This is a genomic window from Bordetella genomosp. 8, from assembly GCF_002119685.1.
Taxonomy (GTDB): domain Bacteria; phylum Pseudomonadota; class Gammaproteobacteria; order Burkholderiales; family Burkholderiaceae_B; genus Bordetella_C.
The window spans coordinates 3,826,113-3,844,867 of record NZ_CP021108.1; the positions used below are offsets into that span (position 1 = coordinate 3,826,113).

The 18,755-nt window shown below is 66.4% G+C and carries 16 protein-coding genes; 10 read left to right on the plus strand and 6 right to left on the minus strand.

Features of this window, described 5'->3' with window-relative positions; translation table 11 throughout:
- Position 1 precedes the first annotated feature (1 nt).
- On the minus strand, positions 2-5,227 hold the full coding sequence (locus tag CAL12_RS17395) for an alpha-2-macroglobulin family protein (protein WP_086065787.1): 5,226 nt from the start codon (positions 5,225-5,227) through the stop codon (positions 2-4).
- Positions 5,228-5,367: 140 nt separating this feature from the next.
- Entirely contained in the window at positions 5,368-5,682 is a 315-nt protein-coding gene (clpS, locus tag CAL12_RS17400; RefSeq protein ID WP_066352023.1) for an ATP-dependent Clp protease adapter ClpS, read from the minus strand.
- 221 nt (positions 5,683-5,903) lie between these two features.
- Here clpS and CAL12_RS17405 point away from each other — a divergent pair, with 221 nt between their 5' ends.
- Positions 5,904-6,149: a cold-shock protein gene (locus CAL12_RS17405; protein ID WP_006220277.1), complete on the plus strand. Its 246-nt coding sequence runs from the start codon at positions 5,904-5,906 to the stop codon at positions 6,147-6,149.
- Between the two features lie 134 nt (positions 6,150-6,283).
- Complete coding sequence (locus CAL12_RS17410) at positions 6,284-6,751, plus strand: DUF192 domain-containing protein (protein WP_086065788.1); 468 nt, start codon at positions 6,284-6,286, stop codon at positions 6,749-6,751.
- A 136-nt stretch (positions 6,752-6,887) separates the two neighbouring features.
- On the opposite strand, the gene pcaF is transcribed toward CAL12_RS17410, so the two are convergent.
- The 4 genes from pcaF to xseA all read right to left on the minus strand — a co-directional run bounded on the left by pcaF (position 6,888) and on the right by xseA (position 11,842).
- Complete coding sequence (gene pcaF, locus CAL12_RS17415; protein WP_086065789.1) at positions 6,888-8,093, minus strand: 3-oxoadipyl-CoA thiolase; 1,206 nt, start codon at positions 8,091-8,093, stop codon at positions 6,888-6,890.
- Positions 8,094-8,187: 94 nt separating this feature from the next.
- Positions 8,188-9,537: a chloride channel protein gene (locus CAL12_RS17420; RefSeq protein WP_232464556.1), complete on the minus strand. Its 1,350-nt coding sequence runs from the start codon at positions 9,535-9,537 to the stop codon at positions 8,188-8,190.
- A 222-nt stretch (positions 9,538-9,759) separates the two neighbouring features.
- Positions 9,760-10,338, minus strand: a complete 579-nt coding sequence (sodB, locus tag CAL12_RS17425) for a superoxide dismutase [Fe] (protein ID WP_086065790.1) — start codon at positions 10,336-10,338, stop codon at positions 9,760-9,762.
- Positions 10,339-10,480: 142 nt separating this feature from the next.
- Complete coding sequence (gene xseA, locus CAL12_RS17430) at positions 10,481-11,842, minus strand: exodeoxyribonuclease VII large subunit (protein WP_086065791.1); 1,362 nt, start codon at positions 11,840-11,842, stop codon at positions 10,481-10,483.
- A 365-nt stretch (positions 11,843-12,207) separates the two neighbouring features.
- Between xseA and CAL12_RS17435 the strand changes: the two genes are divergently transcribed.
- The 8 genes from CAL12_RS17435 (at position 12,208) to murJ (ending at position 18,515) form a co-directional block, all read left to right on the plus strand.
- Positions 12,208-12,891 carry a MotA/TolQ/ExbB proton channel family protein gene (locus tag CAL12_RS17435; protein ID WP_086065792.1) on the plus strand — a complete coding sequence of 228 codons (684 nt, stop codon included), beginning with the start codon at positions 12,208-12,210 and terminating at the stop codon, positions 12,889-12,891.
- Entirely contained in the window at positions 12,888-13,298 is a 411-nt protein-coding gene (locus CAL12_RS17440; protein ID WP_086065793.1) for an ExbD/TolR family protein, read from the plus strand. The genes CAL12_RS17435 and CAL12_RS17440 overlap by 4 nt, the downstream gene beginning before the upstream one ends.
- Positions 13,295-14,359 (plus strand): tetraacyldisaccharide 4'-kinase, encoded by a 1,065-nt coding sequence (lpxK, locus tag CAL12_RS17445; protein ID WP_086065794.1) that lies wholly within the window; start codon positions 13,295-13,297, stop codon positions 14,357-14,359. Before CAL12_RS17440 ends, lpxK begins: the two co-directional genes overlap by 4 nt.
- 42 nt (positions 14,360-14,401) lie before the next feature.
- Positions 14,402-14,590, plus strand: a complete 189-nt coding sequence (locus CAL12_RS17450; RefSeq protein ID WP_086065795.1) for a Trm112 family protein — start codon at positions 14,402-14,404, stop codon at positions 14,588-14,590.
- Between the two features lie 7 nt (positions 14,591-14,597).
- Positions 14,598-15,362, plus strand: coding sequence for a 3-deoxy-manno-octulosonate cytidylyltransferase (gene kdsB / locus CAL12_RS17455; RefSeq protein ID WP_086065796.1), 765 nt, complete (start codon positions 14,598-14,600; stop codon positions 15,360-15,362).
- Between the two features lie 92 nt (positions 15,363-15,454).
- Positions 15,455-16,108 (plus strand): adenylate kinase, encoded by a 654-nt coding sequence (gene adk / locus CAL12_RS17460; protein ID WP_086065797.1) that lies wholly within the window; start codon positions 15,455-15,457, stop codon positions 16,106-16,108.
- Between the two features lie 24 nt (positions 16,109-16,132).
- Positions 16,133-16,891: a 3-hydroxyacyl-CoA dehydrogenase gene (locus CAL12_RS17465; RefSeq protein WP_086065798.1), complete on the plus strand. Its 759-nt coding sequence runs from the start codon at positions 16,133-16,135 to the stop codon at positions 16,889-16,891.
- A 46-nt stretch (positions 16,892-16,937) separates the two neighbouring features.
- Positions 16,938-18,515 carry a murein biosynthesis integral membrane protein MurJ gene (murJ, locus tag CAL12_RS17470; RefSeq protein ID WP_086065799.1) on the plus strand — a complete coding sequence of 526 codons (1,578 nt, stop codon included), beginning with the start codon at positions 16,938-16,940 and terminating at the stop codon, positions 18,513-18,515.
- The last annotated feature ends 240 nt before the right edge of the window (positions 18,516-18,755 follow it).

Genomic DNA, 18,755 nt, shown 5'->3' on the forward strand with positions numbered 1-18,755 from the left:
GTCATGGACCCGCTGCGCCGCGGTCGCGGATCTCGATGTTGCCCCATGACTCGCCCACGCCACGGACTTCGGGTCGATACATGTCCTCGGCCACGATCGATGGCACCGCGTACTTGCCCGGCGTCACGACCCTCAGCAGATAGAAGATGTCGACCGGTCCCTGGCCCAGCGCGACGGCCGCGACATAGCGGTCATCGCGGAACTCCGTGTGCTTGACGCGCGGATCCGACAACGCGTCCGCCACTCGGTGTCGCGCGATGGTCCAATCGTTCATGTCCGGATTCTGCGACAGGTTCAGGTTCTCGACTTCCAGTCCGGCCGGCACCCGGTCGGTGACCAGGGCATCCGGGATGGCGCGGCCCGCATCGGCCCGTATCCAGGCGACCAGCATGTCGCCGGTACGCAGGACGCCGCCGTCCCACGGCGTGCCATCGGGGCGGTACCACTTGCGCTGCAGACGGATGACGTTGGCGCGCGGCGCCGGCGGCTGCGTGGCGCTGCCCTGGATATCGAATTCCGCGAACACCGGGCGGCTGCCGCTGTTGGCAAGCTGCATGGTGGCGAGATCGGCGGCGGCCAGGGGTATGGTGCGGTCGTCGGCGCCTTGCAGCACCGTACGCTCGGTGCCCCTGGACAACGTTGCCTCCCAGGAACCGGAGCTTGCCACGCCGCTGGCGCGCGCCGCCAGCAGCAGGGCCATTCCTTCCTGCGTCGAGAAATACGACCGTCCGTTCAGGCGCGCGGCCAGGTCGGTAAGCAGCACTTCGCGGCGCTCGTGGCGCAGGTCGTACTGCTGCATCAAGGCATAGGACAAGGCCAGGTCGCGCACCGCGCTGCCGTAGTCCCCCATCCACTCGTCCACGCCGCCGAACGCCGTGCCGACGCCGTAGGGACGGCTCATCGCGGCGTCCAGCGCCGCGCGTTCGCGATCGGCGTCGCCCATCAGCTTGAAGGCCGCGGCCAGCTGCACCAGCGGCAGTGGCGAGCGGGCGCGCACCTGGTAGTTGTCGAACAGCTGGCGCACGGTCGCAAGGGGTGCCTTGCCGTCGCGAGCCAGTACCAGGGATGCCGCGGCCAGTCCGGCGAAGCGGCGATGATCGTCGCGCAGCACGCTTTGCGCGTCGGCCGGGATACGGCCGCTCTGCACCGCGGCGCGCAGTACCGCCGACCAGGTGCCGAAGCCCGAAGGCGCCTGCTGCACCTGCTGCAGCAGCCAGTTGCGCGAGCGATCGAGTGTGGCATCGGGCACGCTGAAGCCACGTTCGCGTACATCCTGCAGGAAGCCGACGGCATATGCGGTCAGCCAGACGTCGCGGCTGCCGGAAGGCCCGCCCCACAGGGAATACGCGCCGCTGCTGCCGCGCATGCCCGACAGGCGCTGCAGCGCCCTGTCGACGCGATCCTGGCGCGCGGCGGGCGAGAAATCCTTGACGCCGTAGGTGCGCGCCGTATCGGCGTCCATCAACAGCCATGGCATGGCGGCGCTGATGGTTTGCTCCGTGCAGCCATACGGATACGTCAACAGATTGGCGACGATGCGTTCGACATTGAAGGGCGGCCGGTCGGAAACGGTCAGGCTGACCGTGGCGGAATCCGGGTAGTACCCGGCAACCCAGGCCGGATCGGGGCGCACCGTTTCGCCCGGCATGAGGCGCAGCCGGCGCACCTGGCGTTCGGGCGCCTGAGCGGGCTCGATCTGCAAAACGGACTCGCGCACGATATTGACCGCATCCGCCCCGCCCTGGCTGGACACCGACAGCCGCATCAGCCCCAGCCCATAGGAGCCAGTGGTCGTGGCGGTATAGCGCAGGGTCGTGCGCTGCTTGTTCTTCAACGTGACGTTGCGCGGCTGTCCGTCGGCGATCGCCAGCGGATCGAGCGCCTGCAGGGTGACCGCGAAGGTCTGCGTGCGGCCGGTCAGGTTGGTGACGTCCAGCGCGATGGCGGCCTGGTCGCCCGGCGTGATGAAGCGCGGCGTGCTCAATTCGGCCACCACAGGCGCGGCAACGATCATCTCGGCGTCCGAGTTGCCATAGGTGTCACCGGTGAACGCCACCGCCATCAGCCGCAGCGTCCCGTTGAAGTCGGGGATGTCCAGCGGGATTTCCGCCTCGCCCTTGGCATCCAGCTTCACCGGACCGGAGAACAGATCGACCAGTTTCACCTTCTTGGGCAGGTTGCGGCTATCCCCGCGCATCGCGGCGTCGCCGCCCCATTTCAAGCGGCCCTTGGTGCCGTCCATTTTCTCGATCAGCTTGCCGTACATATCGAGCAGATCCGGCGCGTAACGGTGCTTGCCGAAGAAGAACCCATAGGGGTCGGGCGTCGCATAATTGTCGATGTTCAGGATGCCGACATCGACCGCCGACAAGGTCACGGTGGCTTGCGTATTGGACGCGCCATCCACCTTGACCCGCACGGTGGCGCGTGTTTCGGGGCGGACCTTCGCCGGCGCCTGCAACGATACGTTCAGCTTGCGCGCCGATGTGTCCAGTGGCAGCGGCGCCAGGCCCACCGCCCGCGCGGGCGTCACGCGGTCGCCCTGGCTGCCTGGCCGGAAGACCACGGCGCCGACGTACAGGTCGTGGCGCTTCCATGACGGATCCACGGGGATGTCCACCTCCGTTCCCGTGGCCTTGGCGTCGACCCATTTGGACCAAAGCATGCGGTCGCCTTCGACGGTGATCAGGGCATGGCCGTCATGCGGCGGCGTCAGGGTCAGCTTGACGGTATCGCCAGGCTTGGCGGGCAGGCCTTCCATCTTCATGCGCACGCGATCCGGGCGATTGCCCGCGGCCTCGTCGCCCTGGGCACCCCAACCCGCATAGAAGCGATAACGCAAGGTCTGACCGGTATCGGGGTCGGTAATTTCCAGGCGGTAGCGGCCATAGCCGACCGGCACGTTGAAGGTTTCGCGGCCGGCCAGCGACAGCAGGCGCGAATCGGCGAGTTCCTCGGTTTCGGTATAGCCGCTGTTCCAGCCTCGCTGCTCGTCGTAGCGCCAGTAGTATTGGCGCTCTTCGCGATACAACCGCATCTGCGCCTGCGCCAGCGGCTGGACCTTGCCGTTGGCGTCCACGCGTATAGCCTCGAAGCCCGCAGGCGTATTTTCCGCCGCCACATCGCCGTCGAAGAGCGGACGCACGGCGATCAGCACGGGCGCGGGCCAGATGGAGCGCGTGATCGAGCGGACGACAGGCCGCCCGCCCGACTCCAGCAGACTGGCCGACACCCGCACCTGCAGCGGGGAATTGGCTTTCTGGCCCGAGAGATCGACGTCGATCGCGCCCTTGCCCTCATCGTCCAGCTGCGATTCCGGCAGCTCTTCGTAGTGCCGCAGCTTGTCGTCGGCCACGTCGCCGAAGATGAAGCCCGGCCATTGGGCCGCCAGGGCATAACGGTCCCGGCGCACGGTGAAATTCGCGAGCAGGCGATTGCCGGCGGCCGGCGCGCCGTACAGATAATCGCCCTGCACATCCACATGCAGCGACTCTCCGGCCGGCAGCGCGCCGTCCGGCGCGGTCAAGACCAGCTTCATGCGTTCCGGCAGGAATTCCTCGACATGGAATGCCCACGTCGCATCCGCGTTGCGCGCGCCAGGGTCCACGCGCATTTCCAGCAGCCACGTGCCGGTCTGAGCGTCGGCCGGCAATTCGATGGCATGCTGGATATAGCCCTGCACCGATGGATCGGGGCGCCAGAGCGCCGTCTGCACCACCCGGCCGTCCGGGCGCTTCAGCGTGGCGGTCAATGGCGCGGCCTTCGGCATGCGCCCGTCGGCGTCCCGCGCCAATACCGAGACCTGCAGCGTTTCACCCGGACGATACAGGTCCCGGCCGGCGTACACGAACAAGCTGTTTTCCACGGAAGGCAGCCCGCCGATATCGAACTCCGACAGGTCGAGCGCGGGCTCGGCCAGCGACAATACTGTCATCTCCTTGCCGCGCGTCGCGCGCAGCACGCTGGCGCGCGCATAATCCCCATCGAAGCGCACATGCCCCTGGGCATCGGCATTCGCCTTGGCCAGCACCTTGCCGGCGCCATCGATCAACTCGACGGTATCGTTCGAGATGGGTTCGCCCGATCGCAGCGATACCGAAAACGCTTCAATGCGGTCCGCGTAGCGACGCGCATGCAGGCCGATGTCGCTGACGTAGAAATAGGTGGTCTGGTATTCGCCGCGGAACCGTCCCGGTTCGCTCATCACCGCCACATAAATGCCGGCCTCCTGCAGTTCCTTGATGTTCTCGACCGGCAGGAAGGTCACGTGACGTCGATTGGGCTTGTCATCGGTCAGGAAGCGGCCCTGGTACACGCTGGATGCAATGGTGTTCAGGCGATCCAGGTCCCAGCTACTGACGGCACCCTTCATGGATACGGAATTGTTGTAGCCCCCATCCTGGTCGTCGTCATCCGCCTGATCGCCATCGCCACGGCGGCTGCCCAGCAGGATGTCGAAGAAGGCGGGCACATGTTCGGGCGCGATACGCAGGAACTGCACGTCGACTTCCGGCATGTTCACCGTGGCGACGGGCAAGCCGCCGTTCTGCCCCGCCGGCAGCACGACGCCCCGGCTGGCGAAGTAGAAGGCCGGCGGCATCGCGTCCGTGTCCAGTTGACAATGCGCGCTCTGCCCCAGGGTGGCGCCGTCGGCGGCGGGCAGTTCGGCCGCCAGTTTGACGGTGTAGCGACGCTGCGGCTGGACGTAGGGAAAGTAGACGACGCGCGGGTTATCGCCCACGACCCAGCTGCCCTGCACCGGCTTGCCGGATACGCTGCTGTCGCCCTTCTCGATGGCGCGGGACGGCGCCGACGCGCCTTTCGCCGCACTATCGTCGGACGACTGGTCCGCGGATGGCGCGGCGCCGCTGTCGATCACCTGCAGGTATCGGCCCAGGTCTTTCTTGCGGTCGACAGGCTGGGTGAGTGTGATGGATAGCGCCAGGCTGCCCTGGTACTGGCGGGCGCCGCAATTCAAGCCGGCAAAGGGATCGGCGCCAACCGTCGCGGTGGCGGGAGCCTGGGAGCTGGCGGTATTGCTGGCGGTATTGCTTGCGGGGCCGGCATTTCCGGCGGGTGCCGATCCGCCTGCGGTCGAACCGGCGGCGGCGCTTGCGCCCGCCTGGGCGGCGCTGTCAGGGGGCGGCGCACTCCCTGTAGAGAAATGATGAACCAGCCATACGGCGGCCAGAATAATGACGACGGCCACAATGGCCACGCCCGCCATACGGCGGGCGCGCGTGCGCTGCTCCACGATACCCCTCTCCCAAGTGTCGACTACGTGCCGGGGCGCCGTTTATGCCACGGTCGGCCGCCGGTCTGGCACTGCTTATTGATTTATCAGCCCGGACCTGCCGGGCACTTCACTCAAAGAGGCTCCATCACGCATTGCAAGGGGTGCTGCTTGGCACGCGCATATTGGGCTACCTGGGCCACGCGGGTGGCGGCGATATCGCGGGGGTATACACCGCAGACGCCGCGACCTTCGTTATGGACCTGCAGCATGATGCGGGTCGCTTCTTCCTCGCTTTTGCCGAAAAACTTCTGCAGGACGCCGACGACGAATTCCATCGGCGTGTAGTCATCATTGAGCAATACCACCTGGTACATGGGGGGCGGCGCCGTACGCGCGCTCTCTTTCTCCACGACCAGATCATGCTGAGTATCCGTACTTGTGCTCATAGCGGCGGCTATTTTATTTAACGGTAGAAATGCCGGTATCGAAAACCGGGTATTTTTACATGTCGAAATGCGTAGTTTCCATACTTGACGTGCTAAAGAAAAGCAGCGCATTATCCGAGGATTCTAAGTGCTTTCAACTGTTTGTTAGCCTTGGAAAAAGGGGGGGAGACGGCCCTGCCGGGGAGCCCTTCTGTCAACATATGATTCAAGAGGCAGTCCGCATGTCTGATACGACCGCAACCGCTGTCCAAGGGGACAACCCAAAATCCACGGGTACCGTGAAGTGGTTCAACGACGCCAAGGGATTCGGTTTCATCACTCCCGACGACGGCGGTGAAGACTTGTTCGCGCACTTCTCGTCCATCCAGATGAATGGGTTCAAGACCCTGAAAGAGGGCCAAAAGGTGGCATTCGAGATCATCCAGGGACCCAAGGGCAAGCAGGCCTTGAACATTACCGCGGCCTGAGCGATCAGTCGTGGGCTTGTAGGCGTCTTCGAGTACCATACGAAGGCGGGGCGGCTGACGCCCCGCCTTTTTTGCGTACTCCTTTCGTAGCCATCATGCATAACGGTGCTGTCTTGCTGCAAGCAAAATACCAAATGAAGGGGCGTCAGGCCGCCCTCGCCGCCTTCCTCGCCATCGCCGCGCTGGTCTCCAGCGCCCTCCCAGGCCCGGCCTGGGCCCAGCAGTTCTCCGAAGCGCAACCGGTACTTCCCAAGACCCAGCTGTCGGCGGGCATACACGTTATCCAAGCCGAGGTCGCCAACACCGACGAGACCCGCGAACGGGGACTGATGTTCCGCAAGCAGCTCGAGGGCAATGACGGCATGCTGTTCGTGTTCGAGCGGCCTGACCGGCAATGCTTCTGGATGCACAACACGCCCCTGCCCCTGTCCATCGCTTTCATCGCCGATGATGGCACCATCGCCAATATCGAGGACATGGCACCCGAAACCGACGATACCCATTGTTCCCGGAAACCGGTCCGCTATGCCTTGGAAATGGCGCAAGGTTGGTTTGCCAGCCATGGAATCAGTACCGGACAGAAAATCGATGGCCTGCCTTAAATGTACCGAGAAGAATACATAATAAAAAAGCGAGCAGCCATTGCTCGCTTTTTTTCTGCCGATAATCGGGCTTGGTCGGCCCGATAATACCGGCGGAATCGAAAAGCGGGCGGGTAAAACCCGCCGGCCGCCCTTTTTACACCCGTTCCAGGATCACCGCGATACCCTGACCGACGCCGATGCACATGGTGCAGAGGGCGTAGCGGCCACCGGTGCGGGCCAGCTGGTTGATGGCCGTGGTAGCCAGGCGGGCACCGCTGGCGCCCAGCGGATGGCCCAGGGCGATTGCGCCACCATTCGGATTCACCCGGGGATCGCTATCGCCGATGCCCAGTTCGCGCAGCACCGCCAGCCCCTGGGCAGCGAAGGCCTCGTTCAGTTCGATCACGTCCATCTGGTCCAGCTTCAGCCCCGTCAGGGCGAGGACCTTGCGGGTGGCGGGGACCGGACCGATCCCCATGATACGGGGCGGCACGCCGGCCGTGGCCATCCCGACGACCCGGGCGCGCGGCGTCAGGCCGTGGCGGCGCAGCGCGCCTTCACCCGCCAGCAGAAGCGCCGCCGCGCCGTCATTGACGCCTGAGGCGTTGCCCGCCGTCACGGTGCCGCCTTCCCGGACCACGCCCTTGAGGCGAGCCAGGGCTTCCATGCTGGTTTCGCGCGGATGCTCGTCCTTGCCGACCGGGATAGGGTCGCCCTTCTTCTGGGCAACCGAAACAGGCGTCAGCTCGGCGTCGAAGTAGCCGGCCTGCTGTGCCTTCACGGCCTTTTCCTGGCTCGCCAGGGCAAAACGATCCTGATCTTCGCGGCCGATCTTGAATTCGGTGGCGACGTTCTCCGCCGTTTCGGGCATGGAATCGACACCGTATTGAGCCTTCATCAGCTTGTTGACGAAGCGCCAGCCTATGGTGGTGTCGTAGATCGCGGCATTGCGCGAGAACGCGCTCTCTGCCTTGCCCATGACGAACGGCGCGCGGCTCATGCTTTCGACCCCGCCCGCCAGCATCAGACCGGCCTCGCCGGCACGGATCGCGCGCGCGGCGCTACCGAGGGCGTCCAGCCCCGATCCGCACAGGCGGTTGACCGTGGCGCCCGGCACCTCGACCGGCAGGCCCGCCAACAGCAGCCCCATGCGGGCCACGTTGCGGTTGTCCTCGCCCGCCTGGTTGGCGCAGCCGAAGATGACGTCGTCGAGTTCCTGCCATTGCACGCCCGGATTGCGCGCCATCAAGGCCTTGATGGGTACGGCGGCCAGATCGTCCGCTCGCACGGAAGACAACGCGCCACCGTAGCGACCGAAGGGGGTGCGGATGGCATCACAGATAAAGGCTTGCTCGGTCATGTCTCGCTCTCTGGAAGTTAGAAGCGAAATGGTAGCCCAGGCGCCTGAGGCGACCGGGAACCATGCGGCGGGATGTCCATGCCATGGACGGCGTCTAAGGGCTGGACGAACCGGTCGGCGCGGAGGCCTGCTGGGCGGCCCGGCCCGCCTCCACGATGGCCTGGCGGCGGAAACGTCCGGCAGCCAGGTGATAGAAGGCATGCGGGCAGAATTGCCGCGACACCAGCGAACCCGTCAGGGAACCCAGAAGCAGCCAGAACAGCATGGGCTGGCTGCCCGTCATTTCCATCACCACGACGCTGGCGGTGAGCGGCGCCTGCGTGGCGGCGGCCAGGAAAGCCGCCATCGAGATGAGCACCAGCACACGCTGGTCGACGGCGCCGTCCATCAGGCGCCAGATCGATTCGCCCATTCCGGCGCCCACGGTGAGCGCCGGCGTGAAGATGCCGCCTGGGATCCCGGCCCAGTATGACGCCAGCGTTGCCGCCACCTTGGCGATTCCGAAACCATGCTGCTCCAGTTCGTGCCCGGCGAGCAATTGCGCGGCGGCCCCGTAGCCCGTGCCATAGGTCGCTCCGCCCATGAGAGCGCCCAGCGCGGCCACCCCCAGACCCAGCACGAAGGCTGTCACGACGGGATGCGCCCGCACGGCCGCGCGCCATCTGGCGGGGACCAGGACAGTGGGACCCTTGCCCAGCAGCCGGCCGAATATGCCGCCGACGATGCCATTGACCACACCGCATGCCAACACCCAACCCACCATGTTGGCGACGGTGCTGCCGGTGAACACGCCAAAATAGGGATTGTTCCCGGACAGCGCGACCACGATGAAGCCCGAGGCCAGCACGCCGATCAACACCACCCGCTGCCAACGCAGCGCGGTGCCTCGGCCCAATTCCTCGATCGCGAAAATCACGCCAGCCAGGGGCGCATTGAATGCCGCCGCCAGTCCGCCGGCGGCGCCGGCCGCGATCAGTTCGTTATTGTGGAAGCCGCGCAGAGGCAAGCGTCGGTTCTTCCAGAAGCGGCCCCAGGCCAGCATCAGCGCGGCCCCCACTTGCACCGATGGCCCCTCTCGGCCGATGGAAGCGCCGGCGAGCAGCCCGAGGAACGTCAGGGGAATCTTCCAGACGGTCTGCTTTATCGACACCAGGCTGTACTGGCTGGGGCCCGCCGGCAAGGACAGCGCGCCTATCACCTGCGGGATGCCGCTGCCCGAGGCATTGGGCGCCAGGCGCAAGGTCAGCCAGCGTATCGCCGCCAGCCCGAAGGGCAAGAGGATGAAAGCCAGCCAGCCGGACCGTTCGATCCAGGCCGCGTTCCAGCGCAAGGCGAGGTCGGCCATCTGGGCAAAGCCCAGCGATACCAGGGCCACCAGCGCGGCCCCGCCCAGCAGCAATCCCATTTCCACCGACTTGCGTGAAAGACGGAGGACCTGATGCATCTTGCGGCGCATGACGCGCCGAAAACGCGCGTACATGCCCCGCAGGCGGGAAGGCGAAGATTCGGACATCAAAGAGACGGGCGTGGGCGGGACAAGGGCGTAACCATACCACCATCCCGGTCGGCACCCGGTCGCGTCGGTTCACCTTTTCCTACACAGATTCAACTCCCACCAAAAAAAAACCGCTGCGGCAGGCAGCGGCTTTTCCGGTCACCGGGCAATTCAGCCCAGGTTCTTGGCGGCAAAGTCCCAATTCACCAGATTCCAGAAATTCTCCAGGTACTTGGGACGGGCGTTGCGGTAGTCGATGTAGTAGGCGTGTTCCCACACGTCACAGGTCAGCAGGGGCTTGTCCGCGGTGGTCAGCGGCGTGGCGGCGTTGCTGGTGTTGACGATATCCACCGAGCCGTCCGCCTTCTTCACGAGCCAGGTCCAGCCCGAACCGAAGTTGCCGGCGGCCGACTTGTTGAATGCTTCCTTGAACGCATCGAAGCTGCCCCATTTGGCATTGATGGCGTCCGCCAGCTTGCCGCTGGGCGCGCCGCCGCCTTGGGGCTTCAGCGAGTTCCAGTAGAAGGTGTGGTTCCAGACCTGGGCGGCGTTGTTGAAGATCCCGCCCGAGGACTTCTTGACGATTTCTTCCAGCGGCGCGTTTTCGAATTCCGTGCCGGGGATGAGGTTGTTCAGGTTCGTGACGTAGGTCTGATGGTGCTTGCCGTAGTGGAACTCCAGCGTTTCCTTGGAGATGTGCGGTTGCAGGGCATCCATCGGGTACGGCAGGGGGGGAAGCGTGTGCGCCATATTCGGGTTCCTTCTTCGTTGAGAGCACGATCGAGCCAATGATTGTATCGGCACTTTCCTCACTGGCGCATTAACCCGGGTGAATCGGCGGGTTAATGGCCGATGCCGCGGCGCCGCATCGCGCCGGCCAGCAAGGCGATGCTCAGGCGTCCGTCCGGCGCGCCCGCAGCACGGTGACGTCGGCGCTGCCCTGGCTGAACCGGACCTGCAGGGACTGTCCCGACACCAGCGCGGCGGCGTCGCGCACGACATTGCCGCGCTCGTCCCGAACCAACGAATAGCCCCGCGCCAGGACATTCTGGGGATCGAAAGCCCTGAGCTGGGTCGCCAACGACTCCAGGCGCGCGCGACGCTGCTCAAGCAGTCGGCCCTGCGCGCTTTGCAGCCGCCGCATGCGATCGCGCAAGCGATCACGAGCCCGCTCCAGATCGGGGCCCCGATGCAAGACCTTCGCCAGCAGCAGGTCGATGCGGGCGCGCCGCCTGGCTTGCGGCGCGGCCCAGGCGCTCATCAGGCGATGCCGCAACGTCGCCAGGCGTTCGCGCTGGTGCGCCAGCCGCTGGCCGGGCGACGTGAGTTGCCCCGTCGCCCTGTCCAGGCGCTGTGCCAGCCGTTCCAGGCGCCTTTCCTGCGCGCGGACCAGGTAGCCCGCCAGCCGCATCACCTGGTTGTAGAGGTCCAGACGCGGTACGCAGGCCAGCTCGGCCGCCGCCGTGGGGGTCGGCGCGCGCACGTCCGCCACGAAATCGACGATGGTGAAGTCGGTTTCGTGCCCCACCCCGCTGATCACCGGGATGGCGCTGTCCGCGACCGCGCGCGCCAGGCCTTCATCGTTGAAGCTCCACAGATCCTCGATGCTGCCGCCGCCTCTCACCAGCAGCACGGTATCCACTTCCGCGCGTCGATTGGCCGCGGCCAGGGCGGCGATCAGCCGTGGCGCCGCGTCGGCGCCCTGCACCGGCGCCGGATAAAGCACGACAGGGACGTGCGGCGCGCGGCGCGCCAACGCCGAGAGGACATCGCGCAACGCGGCCGCGCGCAGCGAAGTGATCACGCCGATGGCACGTGGCCGCGCGACCGGCGTGCGCTTGCGTTCCGGCAGGAACAGTCCTTCCGATTCGAGTTTCTGTTTCAAGCGCAGGAATGCCTCGAACAGGTCGCCCAGCCCGGCGCGCCGCATGGCGTCGACCTGCAGTTGGTAGTCGCCGCGCGGCTCATACAGGCCGACCCGGGCGCGGAGTTCGACGCGATCGCCCGCGCGGGGCACGAAGCCCACCGCCATCGCCCGGCTGCGGAACATGACGGCGCGCACCGCGGCCCGGCTGTCCTTCAAGGTGAAATACCAATGGCCCGACGCAGCCTGGGTGAAATTGGAAATCTCGCCCCGCACCCACAGCATCGGGATCCCGCGCTCCAGCAGCTGGCCGACCGCCTGATTGAGCTGGCCGACCGTCACGATTTCCCCGGAAAACACAGGCTCTTTAACTTGAAATTCAATTGTCATAAGGGTTTCCGGGCAAAACCTGTCCACAGGCCGCATAAATACGTGGGAGGCGCCCTTTGGGCGTCGATTTTTTACACCACGTCGGCCTCAGCTTTAACACCCGCTCGCAACCTATTGAAAAATATGGAAAAATGGCCAATCCCCGACTTCTGGCCCTTGTGCACGCCCCGGGCGATGCCGAAGCAAAGCCCGGCAATCCGGGCCGTCCGCCGGGGTTTTGCACAGAATTATCCACAAAAATTGTGGATAGTTCGGCCCGTCGCCGGCTATTGCCAGGGTCGGTCCCGGCCCGTTACAGTGCGCTGATTCGGCGCGGGCCATCCGCCCCTCTTCCGCGCTGGCGCGGCGACCTCTGGAGTTCCTTCTTGCTGTCCGTCCTTCGTGATGCGGGCTGGCCGATCTGGCCCCTGCTTGCCACTTCCGTACTCTGCCTGGCGCTGATCATCGAGCGGCTGTTTTCGCTGCGGCGCAGCCAGATTGCGCCCGCCGGCCTCGTCACGCAGGTGCTGGAGATGGTTCGCAACCGGCAGGATACGCCCGAGGCGGTCGCCCGGCTGGAGCGCAACTCACCCCTGGGACGGGTGCTGGCGGAAGTCCTGCGCCAGCGCAACCTGCCGCGCGAAGAAATGCGCGGCGCCGTGGAAGACACCGGCCGCGCGGTCGCGCACGACCTGAATCGCTACATCGGCGCAATCGGCACCATCGCCGTCGTCGCCCCGCTGCTGGGACTGTTCGGTACCGTGGTCGGGATGATCGATATTTTCGGCTCCTATTCACCGACCGGTGGCGATCCCGCGCAACTGGCCCATGGCATATCGGTGGCCTTGTACAACACCGGGTTCGGCATCCTGATCGCCATTCCGGCCATGATTTTCCATCGGTACCTGCGGGGACGCGTCGACGATTACATGCACCAGCTGGAGAACGCGGCGTCGCGCACCGCGCGCGTCCTGACGGCACCGGCGACGGTGCCGGCGCGCCGGCGCGTCGATGAGGACGAAAACCTGTTCAGTCCGCGCGGCGCCGCGCTGCAGGACCCGCTCGCATGAATTTCGGCAATCAGCGCCGGCAGGACGAGCTGGAGATCAACCTGATCCCCTTGATCGACGTCCTGCTCGTCATCCTGATCTTCCTGGCCGCGACGACGTCTTTCGCCCGGTTCAGCCAGTTGAAGGTCACCCTCCCCCAGGCCACCGCGGACCAGCGCGCCGCCGCGCCGATCGAAGTCGCCATCAGCCAGGACGGCCATTACGCCCTGGACGGCACGCTGCTGGAAGCCACCGGCACCGACGATATCGCCGACGCGCTGCGCCGCGCGGCCGCCGGCAAGGCCGACCCTGTACTGGTGATCAACGCCGATGCGCTGGCCACCCACCAGACCGTCGTGAACGTGATGGAAGCCGCCCGCCTGGCCGGCATCGCCAGGGTGAATTTCGCCACGCAGCTCGCACGATGAGCCAGGGGCTTCGAGAAGTACTGCAATCGCAATGGCAGCATGGCGGCTGGTTGGCGCGGCTGCTCGGCCCGCTTTCCTTCCTGACCCTGCTCGCCGTCCAGGCCAAGCGCGCCTGCTACCGGCGCGGCTGGCTGAAATCGTACCGCCCCCCGGTGCCCGTCATCGTGGTCGGCAACATCTATGTGGGAGGCACGGGGAAAACCCCGGTCGTCATCGCGCTCGTCCAGGCCCTGCGCGAACGCGGCTGGACGCCGGGCGTGGTCAGCCGCGGGTACGGCGTGAAGATCGGCAACCATCCCCGTACCGGCCAGGGCGAGCTGGCGGCGGAGCGCTTCGGCGACGAGCCCGCGCTGATATCGCATGCGACCAACGCGCCCGTCAGCATCCATCCCGACCGGCCACGCGCGGTACGCACGCTACTGAGCGCCTTCCCCAATGTCGACGTCATCGTATCCGACGATGGACTGCAGCACCTGGCGCTGGCGCGCGACGTCGAAATCGTGGTCCAGGACGGACGCGGCGTGGGCAATGGCCGCCTGCTGCCCGCCGGCCCCCTGCGCGAACCGGCGACCAGGCTGCGCGAAGTGCATACCGTGGTGACGAACGTGGATGGCCCGGTGGCCATGGCCCCGGCGCCGGCCGGGAAGCCTTACCGGGTCAGCATGTGGATGGAGCCAGGCGCGGCCTGGAACCTGCGCGAGGGCACCTTGCGCACCTTGTGGGAGCTGCAGGCGGAGTATGGGCGCGCCGGCATCGCGGCGGCGGCCGGCATCGGCAATCCGGAGCGCTTTTTCGCCACGCTCAGGTCCGCGGGCGTATCGCTGAACACCACGGTCCCCCTGCCCGATCACTACAGCTATGCCAGATCGCCCTTCGCATCCGTCAAGACGGGCCTTATCCTGGTCACCGCGAAGGACGCCGTGAAATGCAGCGGATTGGGCGACAACCGGCTGTGGGCGGTGCCCGTCACACCGCACTTTTCCGACCCCGCCTTCTTCGACCGCATCGCCGAACGGCTGCCGGCGCCCGGCGCCAAGGCCGCGTCCGCGCCACGCCAGTAACCCGCTTGCCGCCCGGCGGCAAAACTCCACTAAAATCCGCCCATGGAATCCCGCCTGCTCGACATACTCGTCTGCCCGATCTGCAAGGGCCCGCTCCGCCACGACCGCCAGGAGGCGGAACTGGTCTGCCAGGCCGATCACCTGGCCTATCCCGTGCGCGACGGGATTCCGGTCATGCTGGAAAGCGAAGCGCGGCCGCTCGAGGCCGAGCGCGCCGCCGATCCCAGCTAACGGCATCGTGGACTTCATCGCATTGATCCCGGCGCGCGCCGCGTCCACGCGCCTGCCGGACAAACCCCTGGCCGATATCGGCGGCAAACCCATGGTTGTCCGCACGGCCGAACGCGCCGCCTTGTCCGGTGCCAGCCGCGTCCTCGTGGCGACGGACGACAGCCGCGTGGCCGACGCCGTGCGCCAGCACGGACATGAGGCCTTGATCACCCGTGGCGATCACGCCACCGGCACCGATCGCCTGGCCGAAGCCGTCGACCTGCTGGCCCTGCCCGACGACGCCATCGTCGTCAACGTGCAAGGCGACGAGCCGCTCATCGAACCGGAGCTGATCGACGCCGTCGCGCGCCTGCTGGCGCAGCGTCCGGACGCCGCCATCGCCACCTGCGCATCGCCCGTGGCGAATGCCGCGTCCCTGTTCAACCCGAACATCGTCAAGGCCGTCTGCGCGGCCGATGGACGCGCGCTGTATTTCTCCCGCGCGCCGATTCCCTGGGCGCGCGATGCGCTCGCGGACGGCGAAAGGCGTATGGCGGAGGGGCTACCGGCATGGCACCATGTAGGCCTCTATGCGTATCGTGCCGAGTTCCTGCGCCGCTTCCCCCACCTGCCGCAAGGCACGCTGGAACGCTACGAAGCGCTCGAACAGCTACGCGCGCTCGAGCATGGCTACACCATCCTGATCCACCAGGCGGCGCAGGCGCCGGCGGCCGGCGTCGATACCCCGGCCGACCTGGAACGGGTGCGTGCGGTATACGCAAATCGGTTATAAGGGTTCGACCTTTGTCCCACCCGTGGGCAGGCCCCGCGGGTGATACGGCATAATCGGGCCCAGCACAAAAATGACACTCATCAGGAGCTTCTATGCGTCTCATCCTGCTCGGCCCTCCTGGCGCCGGTAAAGGCACCCAAGCGGGTTTCATCACCCAGCATTTCGGCATACCGCAGATTTCCACGGGCGACATGCTGAGAGCGGCCGTCAAGGCCGGCACCCCGCTGGGACTCGAGGCCAAGAAGATCATGGACGCGGGCGGCCTGGTTTCCGACGAAATCATCATCGGACTGGTGCGCGACCGCCTGCAGCAGCCCGACTGCGCCAACGGCTATCTGTTCGACGGCTTCCCGCGCACGATCCCGCAGGCCGACGCGCTGAAGGATGCCGGCGTCAAGCTGGACTACGTCGTCGAAATCGAAGTCCCGGAAGAAGACATCATCGAGCGCATGAGCGGACGCCGCGTGCATCCTGCCAGCGGCCGCAGCTATCACGTGCGCTTCAACCCGCCCAAGGCCGAAGGCAAGGACGACGTCACCGGCGAAGCGCTGGTCCAGCGCGACGACGATCGCGAGGAAACCGTGCGCAAGCGCCTTTCCGTCTACCGGGAGCAGACCCGTCCGCTGGTGGATTACTACGCCGGTTGGGCGAAGACCGACGCCAGCGCCCCGCGCTACCGCAAGATCTCCGGCGTCGGCGCCGTCGAGGAAATCCGCGCGCGACTGTTCGCCGCTCTCCAGAACTGAGCTCACCAGGCAGCCTAGCGAATCATGGAAATCGCCAATAAGGTCTTCATCGTCACCGGCGGCGCCTCGGGCCTGGGCGCGGGCACGGCCCGCATGCTGGTGTCCAACGGGGCGCGCGTGGTCATCGCCGACGTCCAGGACGAAGCAGGCGGCAAGCTGGCCGCCGAACTCGGCCAGCGCTACGTGCACTGCGACGTCACCCAGGAAGCCGACGCCCAGGCCGCGGTGAACGCGGCCACCGAACTCGGCCCGCTGTTCGGCCTGGTCAACTGCGCCGGCATCGCGCCGGCGGGCCGCATCGTCGGCAAGAACGGTCCGCACGCCCTGGACCTGTTCCAGAAGGTGATCGGGATCAACCTGATCGGCAGCTTCAACATGATGCGCCTCTGCGCGCAGGCCATGACGGCCAACGAGCCGGAACCCACCGGCGAGCGCGGCGTCTTGATCAACACCGCATCCGTCGCGGCTTTCGACGGCCAGATCGGCCAGGCCGCATACGCGGCATCCAAAGCGGGAGTGGCGGGCATGACGCTGCCCATCGCCCGCGACCTGGCCAAGGTGGGCATACGCTGCATGACCATCGCGCCCGGCATTTTCGGCACGCCCATGATTTTCGGCATGCCGCAGGAAGTGCAGGATTCGCTGGCCGCCAGCATTCCCTTCCCCGCCCGCCTGGGCCGGCCGGAAGACTACGCCAGGCTGGTGCACAGCATCATCACCAACGACATGCTGAATGGCGAGACCATCCGTCTGGACGGCGCCATCCGCATGCCGCCCAAGTGATACCGGGCCAGATCCGCAACGCCCGTCCGTCCTCACCGTCCGCACCATGAGCCTGTTGCGATCGGCCGCCACGGTCAGCAGCTTCACCTTGCTGTCCCGTATCGCCGGCCTGATTCGCGACGTGCTCATAGCCCGCGCCTTTGGCGCCGGGCCACTGACCGACGCGTTCTGGGTGGCCTTCCGCATTCCCAACCTGCTGCGGCGGCTGTTCGCCGAAGGCGCGTTCGCGCAGGCCTTCGTGCCCATCCTGGGCACGGTGCGCACGCAGCACGGGGACGTACACGTCCGCACCCTGCTGGACCGGGTCGCCCTGCTGCTTACCTGCGCGCTGATGCTGCTGACCCTGGTCGGCATCGCACTGGCGCCGTGGGTAGTCACCGCGATGGCCAGCGGCCTGCGCGGCGAAGCCGGCACGCAGGCCTTCGACGCGGCGGTCTGGATGACGCGGATGATGTTCCCGTACATCCTTTGCATGTCCCTGGTGGCGTTCGCGTCCGGGGTATTGAACACCTGGCGTCGCTTCGCGGTGCCGGCTTTCACGCCGGTGCTGCTGAACCTGTCCATGATCGCGGCCTGCCTGTGGCTGGCGCCCCGCTACCACCCGCCGGTATATGCGCTGGCCATAGGCGTGATGGCGGGCGGCGTGCTGCAACTGGCTATCCAGTGGGTGGCACTGGCGCGCCTGGGCCTGGTGCCCCGCTATAGCCTGCGCGTGCGGGAGGCCTGGTCGGATCCCACGGTCCGGCGGATCCTGAAGCAGATGCTGCCGGCCATCGTTGGCGTGTCCGTAGCGCAGATCTCGCTCCTGATCAATACCAACATCGCCACCTGGCTGCCACCGGGCAGCGTGACGTGGCTGTCCTACGCGGATCGGCTGATGGAGTTTCCCACCGCACTGCTGGGCGTTGCGCTGGGCACCGTGCTGCTGCCCAGCCTTTCCGCCGCCAACGCGCGCAACGACGCCGTCGCCTACAGCGCGCTGCTGGATTGGGGCCTGCGCTTGACGCTGCTGCTGGGATTGCCCGGCGCGCTCGGCCTGGCGCTGCTTTCCGACGGCGTCGTGGCGACCCTGTTCCACTATGGGGCGTTCGGGGCGCACGACGTCCTGCAAACCCGCATGGCCGTGATGGCCTATTCCGTCGGATTGATCGGCCTGCTCGCGGTGAAAATCCTGGCCCCGGGGTTCTACGCCCGCCAGGACATCCGCACCCCGGTCAAGATCGCCGTCGTAGCGTTGATCGCCACGCAGGCGCTGAACCTGCTGCTGGTGCCCCGCCTGGCGCACGCGGGCCTGGCCCTGGCCATCGGCCTGGGCGCGTGCCTGAACGCCCTGCTGCTGCTGGCGGTGTTGCACCGGCGCGCCGTCTACCGGCCCAGTCCCGGCTGGCTGCCGTTCCTGCTGCGCCTGCTGCCCGCGCTGGCCGCCCTGGGCGTCGTGCTGCTGTACGCCGACGCCCGCCTCGACTGGATTGCCCTGCAGGGGCGCAGCTGGACGCGCGTCGCCCTGCTGGCCACCGTGTTGGCCGCGAGCGGCGCTGCCTACTTCGGCGTGCTGTTCCTGTGCGGTTTCCGCCCGCGCGACTTCAGCCGGCGCCCGGCCAACGCGTCCGCCAAGGCCGCCTGAGCATCGATGTTGTATCCACAAGACATCGGCGGGAATTCGCATGCGGCGGCAGAGCAAGGCTTAACTCGCTTGATGGACGCGCGGGTGTAGTCCATGCAGGTCACCAAAGGCCCGAGCGCCCTCTGGACGCCGCGCGCTCGCCGGATTTTTTGCTTACTTCACTGGCAAATTGCCCCTCTTCTTGATAAAACGCTTTAATATTTACAATTCGACACCCTCGCCGGCTACCGGACGCCGGTT

Bases quoted from the DNA above. Each gene is read 5' to 3' on its own strand.
- CAL12_RS17395 (WP_086065787.1), bottom strand. From the start codon at position 5,227: ATGGCGGGCGTGGCCATTGTGGCCGTCGTCATTATTCTGGCCGCCGTA.
- clpS (WP_066352023.1), bottom strand. From the start codon at position 5,682: ATGAGCACAAGTACGGATACTCAGCATGATCTGGTCGTGGAGAAAGAG.
- CAL12_RS17405 (WP_006220277.1), top strand. From the start codon at position 5,904: ATGTCTGATACGACCGCAACCGCTGTCCAAGGGGACAACCCAAAATCC.
- CAL12_RS17410 (WP_086065788.1), top strand. From the start codon at position 6,284: ATGAAGGGGCGTCAGGCCGCCCTCGCCGCCTTCCTCGCCATCGCCGCG.
- pcaF (WP_086065789.1), bottom strand. From the start codon at position 8,093: ATGACCGAGCAAGCCTTTATCTGTGATGCCATCCGCACCCCCTTCGGT.
- CAL12_RS17420 (WP_232464556.1), bottom strand. From the start codon at position 9,537: ATGCATCAGGTCCTCCGTCTTTCACGCAAGTCGGTGGAAATGGGATTG.
- sodB (WP_086065790.1), bottom strand. From the start codon at position 10,338: ATGGCGCACACGCTTCCCCCCCTGCCGTACCCGATGGATGCCCTGCAA.
- xseA (WP_086065791.1), bottom strand. From the start codon at position 11,842: ATGACAATTGAATTTCAAGTTAAAGAGCCTGTGTTTTCCGGGGAAATC.
- CAL12_RS17440 (WP_086065793.1), top strand. From the start codon at position 12,888: ATGAATTTCGGCAATCAGCGCCGGCAGGACGAGCTGGAGATCAACCTG.
- lpxK (WP_086065794.1), top strand. From the start codon at position 13,295: ATGAGCCAGGGGCTTCGAGAAGTACTGCAATCGCAATGGCAGCATGGC.
- CAL12_RS17450 (WP_086065795.1), top strand. From the start codon at position 14,402: ATGGAATCCCGCCTGCTCGACATACTCGTCTGCCCGATCTGCAAGGGC.
- adk (WP_086065797.1), top strand. From the start codon at position 15,455: ATGCGTCTCATCCTGCTCGGCCCTCCTGGCGCCGGTAAAGGCACCCAA.
- CAL12_RS17465 (WP_086065798.1), top strand. From the start codon at position 16,133: ATGGAAATCGCCAATAAGGTCTTCATCGTCACCGGCGGCGCCTCGGGC.
- murJ (WP_086065799.1), top strand. From the start codon at position 16,938: ATGAGCCTGTTGCGATCGGCCGCCACGGTCAGCAGCTTCACCTTGCTG.